8 protein-coding genes are annotated in these 6,606 nt (G+C 29.1%); 4 read left to right on the forward strand and 4 right to left on the reverse strand.

The genetic code is table 11. The features are described 5' to 3' along the window. The coding region (gene rlmB / locus HMPREF0629_RS03200; protein WP_009221934.1) for a 23S rRNA (guanosine(2251)-2'-O)-methyltransferase RlmB at positions 1 to 683 on the forward strand (683 nt) is incomplete at its 5' end. Then, a complete protein-coding gene (locus tag HMPREF0629_RS03205) occupies positions 670 to 1,203 on the forward strand; it encodes an NYN domain-containing protein (protein WP_009221935.1) in 534 nt (177 codons plus the stop codon). The genes rlmB and HMPREF0629_RS03205, both read left to right, overlap by 14 nt. A 156-nt stretch (positions 1,204 to 1,359) precedes the next feature. Here the strand turns inward: HMPREF0629_RS03205 and HMPREF0629_RS03210 are convergent, their stop codons facing one another. Both HMPREF0629_RS03210 and HMPREF0629_RS03215 read right to left on the reverse strand, forming a co-directional pair. After that, positions 1,360 to 2,091 carry a radical SAM protein gene (locus HMPREF0629_RS03210; protein WP_009221936.1) on the reverse strand — a complete coding sequence of 244 codons (732 nt, stop codon included), beginning with the start codon at positions 2,089 to 2,091 and terminating at the stop codon, positions 1,360 to 1,362. Next, positions 2,084 to 3,613, reverse strand: a complete 1,530-nt coding sequence (locus HMPREF0629_RS03215; RefSeq protein WP_009221937.1) for a YjjI family glycine radical enzyme — start codon at positions 3,611 to 3,613, stop codon at positions 2,084 to 2,086. The genes HMPREF0629_RS03210 and HMPREF0629_RS03215 overlap by 8 nt, the downstream gene beginning before the upstream one ends. Positions 3,614 to 3,721: 108 nt before the next feature. Between HMPREF0629_RS03215 and HMPREF0629_RS03220 the strand changes: the two genes are divergently transcribed. Beyond that, on the forward strand, positions 3,722 to 4,387 hold the full coding sequence (locus HMPREF0629_RS03220; RefSeq protein WP_009221938.1) for a Crp/Fnr family transcriptional regulator: 666 nt from the start codon (positions 3,722 to 3,724) through the stop codon (positions 4,385 to 4,387). A 164-nt stretch (positions 4,388 to 4,551) separates the two neighbouring features. Here the strand turns inward: HMPREF0629_RS03220 and HMPREF0629_RS03225 are convergent, their stop codons facing one another. Beyond that, the gene (locus HMPREF0629_RS03225; protein ID WP_050747986.1) at positions 4,552 to 5,457 is read right to left on the reverse strand and encodes an LCP family protein; all 906 of its coding nucleotides are present in this window, start codon (positions 5,455 to 5,457) and stop codon (positions 4,552 to 4,554) included. Positions 5,458 to 5,554: 97 nt separating this feature from the next. After that, positions 5,555 to 6,124 carry a hypothetical protein gene (locus HMPREF0629_RS03230; protein ID WP_009221940.1) on the reverse strand — a complete coding sequence of 190 codons (570 nt, stop codon included), beginning with the start codon at positions 6,122 to 6,124 and terminating at the stop codon, positions 5,555 to 5,557. 93 nt (positions 6,125 to 6,217) lie between these two features. On the opposite strand from HMPREF0629_RS03230, the gene HMPREF0629_RS03235 reads away from it, so the two are divergent. Next, the coding region (locus HMPREF0629_RS03235) for an aminopeptidase P family N-terminal domain-containing protein (RefSeq protein WP_009221941.1) at positions 6,218 to 6,606 on the forward strand (389 nt) is incomplete at its 3' end.

Below are 6,606 nucleotides of genomic sequence, written 5' to 3' on the forward strand. Positions count from 1 at the left end.
TAGAAATTTTAAAGAATAAGAAAGCGGATAAGCTATATGTTCAAATGGGAAATTTTGAAGGCTCTATGAAGAAGATATATGCTATGGCAAAGGAACAAAATATTTTAATCACAGAATTGAACAAGAAGAAGCTTGATGAATTAAGCGAGGGGGCTAACCATCAAGGAGTTGTTGCTCTTGTAAGCGGATATGAATATTCTACACTTGAGGATTTAATTTTAAATGGAATAAATCAGATACTCATACTTGATAAAATTGAAGATCCGCATAATTTAGGTGCAATAGCAAGATCTGCCGAAGCTTTTGGGTTTAAAGGAATAATAATTCCGAAGCATAAAAGTGTATATGTAAATGATGTTGTATATAAAACTTCAGCAGGTGCTATTGATAATGTGAGTGTTGTGATTGAAACAAATTTATCCAACTCAATAGAGAAGCTTAAAGAAAATGGATATTGGATATTCGGAGCAGATATGGAAGGTGAGGAGTATTTTAAATCCGACCTTAAGGGTAAAATTGTGCTTGTAGTTGGAAATGAAGGCAAGGGACTTTCACCTGCAGTCAGAAAACACTGTGATAAAATAATTTCGATTCCAATGGCAGGAAAAATTAATTCACTAAATGCTTCATGTGCGGCATCAATTTTAATGGCAGAAGTTTTAAAACAAAATGAAGCCGATTAGGTATCTTAAAAATTATGAATATCTATTTGTAGATGGATATAACATAATAAATTCATGGGAAGTATTTAAAAATTATAGAGAAGATCTTGAAGAACAAAGAAAAAGACTTATAGATATACTTTCAGAATATTCTCACGTGATTCAAGAAAAAATTATACTTGTATTTGATGGATATATGGTAAAAAAATCACCGGGAGCCATATATGAGCATGATAACATTTTAGTCGTGTTTACAAGGGAACTTGAAACTGCGGATCATTTTATTGAGAGACAGCTTGATGAAATGGGACGTGTCAGAAAAATTAGAGTTGCAACCTCTGATAATATAGAACAGCAAATAATTTTATCTCGTGGAGGAATTAGAATATCGGCGAGAGAATTTGAAGTTGAGGTTGAAAATGGAATGAAAAAAATAAATAAAAACATTGTAACTCTAAAGAAAAATTATAAAAATGAATTATTGCTTGATGCTGAAGTAATAAGGAAATTAAATAAAATAAGAGGAAGTATTAAGGAATAATATTTCCTCTTATTGATTATGTTATTTATTGTAAAATTCAATTAGTATTGTCAGAATAGGTTAATAATTATAAATATTTTTAATCTTAAATTGCAAAGAAGATTTAAGATTAATATGTGTTAATAAAAAGAGAAATGTAAATTACATTTCTCTTTTTTAGATTAAAACTATATCTGTAAAGCCGTTTTTCTGTGCAACTGTTTTTAAATATTCTTTTTCATTATCTGAAACGGAATGCAAATCTGAAAATTCACTTCTAACGCCAAAAGGCCTATAAGAAATAAGCTTATATCTAATATTTTTAATTTTCAAATAAGGAGACAACTCTTTTGTTATCGTATCAACTATTTTAAGATTATCTTCTCCCGACATTAATACAGTTCTTATTTCTTCAAGTTTACCAAGTTTCGCAAGATAATGCATATTTTTTAAAACTGTCTTGTTTGAGCTGCCGGTAATTCTTTTATGGGAGCTTTCTTCAAGTGCCTTTATATCCAGCATAAAGCCGTCAGTTAATTCAACGAGCTCTTTCATATTTTCATTTGACAAATCAATTAATCCGTTTGTATCCACAAGTATATTTAAATTCAATGTTTTTATTTTTTTAAAAAATTGAATTAAAAATTTATGATGAATAGTACATTCACCGCCACTTGTCGTAATACCTACGATAAACGGTCTGATTTTTTTTACTTTTTCAAATAATTCATCAACAGAATAAAATTTTATATCATCATTTTCTTCTTCCGAATGTATTATTTTTATAGTTTCAGGATTGTGACAAAAACTGCAATTTAGATTACAACCTTGAAAAAATATTGCACATCTGTTACCGGGACCGTCAACTAAACTCATCGGAAGAAATTGATTTACAGGAGCTCTACACATTTCTTACCTTACGATTTAGAAGTTCATACTTATTAAAAGCATCTTGTGCATATTGAACTGTATCATAAGAAACTTGTTCGCATCTATTTATTTTTTCTATGTCTGATTTTTTTACAAGATAACCTGTAACTCTTATTAAGTCAGAGTCACTTCCATAAGAAGAAATATATCTCATACCCATTTCAAATGCGGCTTTGAATATGTCAAGTACAGCTTTTGGATTCTTCTTTGCAGTATTTTCAAACGGAAAATGATCACCAACTCCTGACGGAAAATATTTATGAAATTTTGCAGCTTGAGTTATGTGTTCATACATCATAGGTTCTCTGCCAATTTTAATTCTAACACCTGCAGTTGTGCCCTCGTCATTTGCCGCACCTACTTGAGAGTGAAGCATAAATTCGTGATTCCATATATTTGAATACTTGCTTTTAAATGATTTAACTCTTTTTTCAAGTTCATCCATTACCCTAAGACCTATTTCATCTGCTTTATCACTATGTCCGAATTCAATATCTTCATTGAGCTTTTTTGCAAGTTCATTTACACATTCATACAGTCCGACAACACCAAAAAGACCTACAAAATTTTCTTTCTTTACAAATCCTTCTTTTACTAAAAAATTTGTTTCAAAAAATTGGGTTTTATTAACTAAAAAATCAATTTTGCTTTCCATAAAATGGAGCATTGTATCTATTGCGTGCGGCATAGTATTTTCAAAAAAGTCATCATATGATTTTGCTGCAAGTGCTATTTTGTTAAGTCTCAGTCTTGAAAGCGTAAACGCTCCTCCACAAACCGGGAGTGCATTGTAGCAACTTGCGATGCCGAATTTATTTTTTCCGAAGTCTTTTTGATAATAATTTAGATTTGCAAATGCAGGATTGGCAGAGTCGATAGATACCTCAATAGCTTTTTCCGCAAAACTATCGGGAGTTAAATCCTTATCATATAGCAGTGTTAGGTTTGGAGTTACATTTTGAAGTGAGGCAAGATTATTTAAAATTATGTTTCCTGCTTTTGTTTCTTCAGGGCCTATGTTTGCATGACAAAATGAATCGTCAATTGTTCTGTCAAGTTGGATTAAAAATAATCTTATAATTTCATCGGCATCTTTTTCGTCTTCAATAAACGGTTCAAGAAGTTTATCAAGTGAGCCTATATAAACGGGAAATCTTGTGACTGACGGAACGTGATGATAAAAGATTAAAAGATTATTTATTGCTTCTCTTAAATTTTTTGCCGGAGTAAGTCTTAAAAACTCACAGCCTTCTTTAAGAAGTTTTTCATAGTCCGGAAGTATATATCTTGGAGCATAAGGAGCATGACCTTCGTCAAGATCACAAATCTCTCCAAGCTCATATAAATTATAAAAATCATCGTTTTCATTAACAGGATAATCCATAATATTTTCTGATATTTTAGCTAATCTTGAAGTTTGTTGCTCATATGTAAGAGCAGGATTTTGCATAGTATTTAATACTTCATTTTTAATTTGTTCTACCGTAAAAAATCTTTCCATAAAAATTCCTCCAAAGCTTTATATTATCTTGATAAGATTATATAATAGTGTCGATAGATAAAATATGACTTATGTCACTTTTAATTAAATTTACATTAGGAGAAAATTATGTTAGGCGCATTTTTAAAATCAATTTTCAATGGTGAACAAATTGACGAAAAGTTTTTAATTAGAAATAAAATGTCAATTTATGATTTTTTTCAGGGAGAAATAATTATAGCTGAAGATGAAAGAGTTGAGTATATAGATTTTTTGGTACAGGGTAGTGTATTTATAAGTAAATTTTCAAAAAGTGGAGAAAGAATTATAGCAAATAGCCTAAAAGCTCCGCAAATTTTTATGTTGCTTGAATTTTTAGGAGGAATGGACAATACAATTGGAACAATTACAAGTCTTACAAATATAAAAATAATCAGAATTCCATTGCCATTATTTAAAAAAGAACTTAAATATGATATTGAACTTTTAAATTTAACATTAAATTATGTAAGTAATTTTGCTGTAGAACTTATGAGTCAGCAAATAATTAAAAAATCACACAGCATAGAATATAATATTTTAAATTATTTTTATAACATAGTACTTGAAAATAAACTGCCATGTAAAATTGAATTCAATAAAAGTTTTTTAGCAGACTTGTTTAATATAAACGTAAGGACAGTTTATAGATATTTAAATGAGTGGGAGGAGAAAAATTTTATAAAACGACAAGGGCAAAATATTATAATAAATAAACCGGGATTTACGAAAATAGAAAAATTTTTAGATTTATAATCTGACATGCTGATTTTAAATATATTGTGTCTTTATCAGAGCGGATAGGCGAAGTCAGACGAGTTTGCATGTAATTATAATGATGCCTGTTATCTTTATGTGTGAAGATAGTATTCTAAAAAAGCAAGATGAAATTTAACTCATCTTGCTTTTTAATCTAATTATTATTTTTCATAATCTTCTGAGAAAACTTTTCTTGCAACATCTTGATCTATTTTGTAGAAAGATATTTTTCCCGGTTTATATTCATCGCCGGGTAATGTCTTGAAGTTTATTTCATCTTTTTTTATGTTTTTTACTCCGTAGAATCCGAGTGCGAGGATTTCATTTCTCGTCATATTTGTCTGTGTGTTTTCGGCAATTATTTTCAAAAATTTAGGTATTAAAACTACATTTTTAGGGTTTTTAACTTTTTGAAAAAGTTCCGCCATAAAATTTTGTTGCGCTTTTATTCTGTCTATATCTTGATTCTTATATATTTTTCTTGTTCTTAGATAGTTTAGTGCAGCTTGACCGTCTAAATGGTTGGGACCATGTTTTAAATCGATTACAAGAGGTGGATTTACCCATTCATCTGTATAGTAATAGTCGTCATATTCCCAATCTATATCCATACCTCCTACGGCATCTATAGTTTGTATTACTGTGTTATAATCGACGACTATATATTTATCAATTTTTGTATCTAAGAATTTTTCTATTGCAGCTATTGTTCCTTCTGCTCCGTTTATAAAAAAGGCTGCATTTATTTTTTGATGTCTTTTTTTAGAACCGGGTAGATACTCAAAGTATGTATCTCTTGGAATAGACACTACCTGCATTTTATTTGTAGCTTTATTTATTGTTGCAAGCATTAGTGTGTCTGAATGGGCAGGTGCATTAGGATCGGGCGTATCAAGTGTAACCGGTGATTCCTTTCCGATTAGTAGTATATTTATTTTATCTTGACCTTTAAATATGTTGTTTATTGCTGCTTCATCCATCTTTGGATATAAAAAGTATATTGCTGCTGCTGATACTATTATAATCGTAAAAATAAAGCCTAGTAAAAATTTTAAAAATTTTTTCATATATCCTCCTGTTTTTGACATAATAATATAATACATTATTTTTTCAAAAAGTGTGAGTAAAAATTGAGATAATTTAAAAAATTTTTTATTACAATAGTTAATAAATGTTAAAGAATTTATTGCAAAACTCAAGACTCAATAGGAAAAAATAAGGCGCAGTAAAAATTGCCAACGATAACGCAATTTTCTTTTTCAAAATTTTTGTCAGGTCTGTTTTTGTAAAACTGTATTTTGAGTTAAATATATAGATTAATATGCCTGCTATTACTATTGCGGCAAAGACTAACAAAAAGCTCGGCAAATTTTTTGTAGGATTATAAAACGCAAACTCAAAGTAATCTATGAGTGGTTTATTTTTGAATAATCCCTGTAATATTTTGCTGTTACGTGAAATTGCCGTTAAACCCATTAGAGAGAATAATAGAGCTATTCCTGCTATAATATCACTTAGAAAACCGAATATAACTATTTTCATAATTGATTTTTTATATATTTCTTTTTTATTTTCAATGTTTAAAAATTTCAATGTGAATAAAAATACTATACTGTCTACTATAAAATTTGCAGGGATTGTATATATCCAGACAACTGGAAATGCTATTAAAATCCATATCGGCAAAATTAAGTTATATAATTTTATTTCTTTTTTATTTTTTGTTTTATTCATAAAATTATCCTCCTTTTCCTTGTATTATACCATATTAGTTGATAAAATTTATTATATTAATTGATGGAAAATTAATTAAGAGGAGTGATTTAGATGAACAGTAGAATTAATAATGTTAAATTGTATATGAATAGAGAAGAAATTAATAAGCTGCTTATAACTGACCCGTATTCAATATTTTATTTGATAGGTAAGTGGTTTAGTCCGGGAGAGAGATTACTTATGCTTTTAATAGATGCAAATGGAAATATGAAATTATTTTTAAATAGATTATTTCCTGCAAGTGATGATTCAGAACCTGAAATTATTTGGTATTCTGACTCTGAAAATCCTTTTGATATGATAGCTTGTAATTTATCGGGTGTTGTCGGTGTGGATAAGAATATGCCGGCAAGATTTTTATTACCTCTTATGCAAAACTGCAATGAGATTGATTTCGTTGAAGGATCATATATTGTAGATGATTTAAGAGGGGTCAAGGA

Origin of the sequence: Peptoniphilus sp. oral taxon 386 str. F0131, assembly GCF_000090945.1 — a bacterium.
Classification (GTDB): Bacteria; Bacillota; Clostridia; order Tissierellales; family Peptoniphilaceae; genus Anaerosphaera; species Anaerosphaera mikwangii.